This window comes from Noviherbaspirillum sp. Root189, from assembly GCF_001428545.1.
GTDB lineage: Bacteria > Pseudomonadota > Gammaproteobacteria > Burkholderiales > Burkholderiaceae_D > Noviherbaspirillum.
This window is the reverse complement of record NZ_LMHZ01000079.1, coordinates 1-1,817: the sequence shown is the minus strand read 5'-3', so window position 1 is coordinate 1,817 and position 1,817 is coordinate 1. Positions and strand designations below refer to the sequence as shown.

Here is a 1,817-nt window from a genome sequence, read left to right as displayed (position 1 = left end):
CCAGGCACTGGTTGAATCGCTGGGCGCACCCAAGGAGAATGTCCGGGTCTGGATTCACGATGTGCCCAAGGAAAACTGGGGTATCGCCGGCGTCAGTGTCAAAGATTTAGGACGCTGATAAAACACTCGCCAAGACCGGGCGCAGCATGGTTTTTGCTTGCTCGGCGCTGGTCTTGCCGTACGAAGCACAAACCTGCGGGCCCCAAGCCGCTAATGCGCCGTGCTGCACGGTGCGCAATCCAACATCGAGGAGTACAAGCATGTCAATCAATCTTGAAATCGGCAAATCGATTTCTGCTAATGGCATTCAAACCAATTACCACGATCAGGGAGAGGGACCGCCAGTCCTGCTGATCCACGGTTCCGGCCCCGGTGTCACGGCTTGGGCCAACTGGCGCCTAACGATACCGGCGCTCACATCGCGTTTTCGGGTCATTGCCCCGGACATGGTCGGATTCGGTTATACCGAACGTCCACCGGGCGTGCAGTACACCATGGAGAACTGGGTCAACCATGCAGTCGGCTTCATGGATGCAATGAAAATCGAAAAGGCGCACGTGGTTGGCAATTCCTTCGGTGGCGCCCTGGCGCTAGCGCTGGCTATACGGGCGCCGACGCGCGTCGGCCGCCTGGTGCTGATGGGCAGTGCCGGCGTATCGTTTCCAATCACGGAAGGACTAGACCGGGTTTGGGGTTATACGCCATCGTTGGAAACCATGCGCAGCATGCTCGACATCTTTGCTTACGATCGCACGCTGGTCAATGATGAGCTGGCGCGCATGCGTTATGAGGCAAGCATTCGCCCCGGCTTTCAGGAAGCGTTCTCACAAATGTTTCCCGCACCGCGCCAGCGTTCTGTGGATGGATTGGCTAGCCCGGAAGCCAGCATCGGGGCACTGCCGCATCAAACGCTGATCATCCATGGCCGCGAAGACAAGGTGATTCCACTGGCGAGTTCCTACCGATTGTTCGAGCTGATCGCGAAGTCACAGTTGCACGTTTTCGGGCAGTGCGGGCATTGGACACAGATCGAGCATGCTGCACGGTTTAATCGGCTGGTCGGCGACTTTTTCGCGGAAGCCGCGATTTAACTTCCTTCAAAGACCCATGTCGCTACCTACCAGCACCATCGACCAGCTCGCGCGCGCGCTTTGGCAGGCGGAGTGTGGGCTGCTGCCGATCGACACCCTTTCTTCCCGCTATCCGGATCTCGATGAAACCGATGCATATGAGATCGCTCGACAAAAGATGAAGCTGCGAGGTCGCACAACCGTCGGATACAAGCTCGGCTACACCAGTGCAGCAATGCGCCAACAAATGAACATTGATGAACCAAATTATGGTGTGCTGAGCGAAGACATGAGCGTGGCCCAGGATAGTGGCGAAGTCGCGTTCGATTCGCTGATCCATCCGTTATTGATCCGGCATCGGTTTGTCTAATTAAGCATAGTTCATGAGGCATACTTGACGGGGTCGTGCTGGAAGTATTTCTTCACACGATCAGGTGATTTGCTAATCTTGCGCAAATGACGAATCACCNCATCGGTTTGTCTAATTAAGCATAGTTCATGAGGCATACTTGACGGGGTCGTGCTGGAAGTATTTCTTCACACGATCAGGTGATTTGCTAATCTTGCGCAAATGACGAATCACCGCCTTCTTTAATCATGAGTCAGAAATATAGGCGACACTTGGGTGTTTGAAGAACGAGCGTACCAATGAGGGCCTGTTTGCAATATCGGTGAGCTGGGCAGTCACGCGCTCTTCGAGTTTTTCCCCTGCTTGCAGTGGCCGGCGTGCGACACCGGTGCGCTTGG

Annotated in this window: 3 protein-coding genes and 1 pseudogene; 3 read left to right on the top strand and 1 reads right to left on the bottom strand. The window is 55.2% G+C overall.

Annotated features, from left to right (window positions below; genetic code table 11):
- The 3 genes from ASE07_RS27160 to ASE07_RS27150 form a co-directional block, all read left to right on the top strand.
- On the top strand, window positions 1-118 hold a 118-nt coding region (locus ASE07_RS27160), incomplete at its 5' end, for a tautomerase family protein (RefSeq protein WP_200961034.1).
- Window positions 119-260: 142 nt separating this feature from the next.
- The gene (locus tag ASE07_RS27155; RefSeq protein ID WP_057293948.1) at window positions 261-1,091 is read left to right on the top strand and encodes an alpha/beta fold hydrolase; all 831 of its coding nucleotides are present in this window, start codon (window positions 261-263) and stop codon (window positions 1,089-1,091) included.
- Window positions 1,092-1,107: 16 nt separating this feature from the next.
- Complete coding sequence (locus tag ASE07_RS27150; RefSeq protein ID WP_057293947.1) at window positions 1,108-1,440, top strand: hypothetical protein; 333 nt, start codon at window positions 1,108-1,110, stop codon at window positions 1,438-1,440.
- Between the two features lie 225 nt (window positions 1,441-1,665).
- On the opposite strand, the pseudogene ASE07_RS29235 reads toward ASE07_RS27150, so the two are convergent.
- Window positions 1,666-1,817: pseudogene (locus tag ASE07_RS29235) on the bottom strand (IS630 family transposase); the annotation flags it as partial.

Bases quoted from the DNA above. Each gene is read 5' to 3' on its own strand.
- ASE07_RS27155 (WP_057293948.1), top strand. From the start codon at position 261: ATGTCAATCAATCTTGAAATCGGCAAATCGATTTCTGCTAATGGCATT.
- ASE07_RS27150 (WP_057293947.1), top strand. From the start codon at position 1,108: ATGTCGCTACCTACCAGCACCATCGACCAGCTCGCGCGCGCGCTTTGG.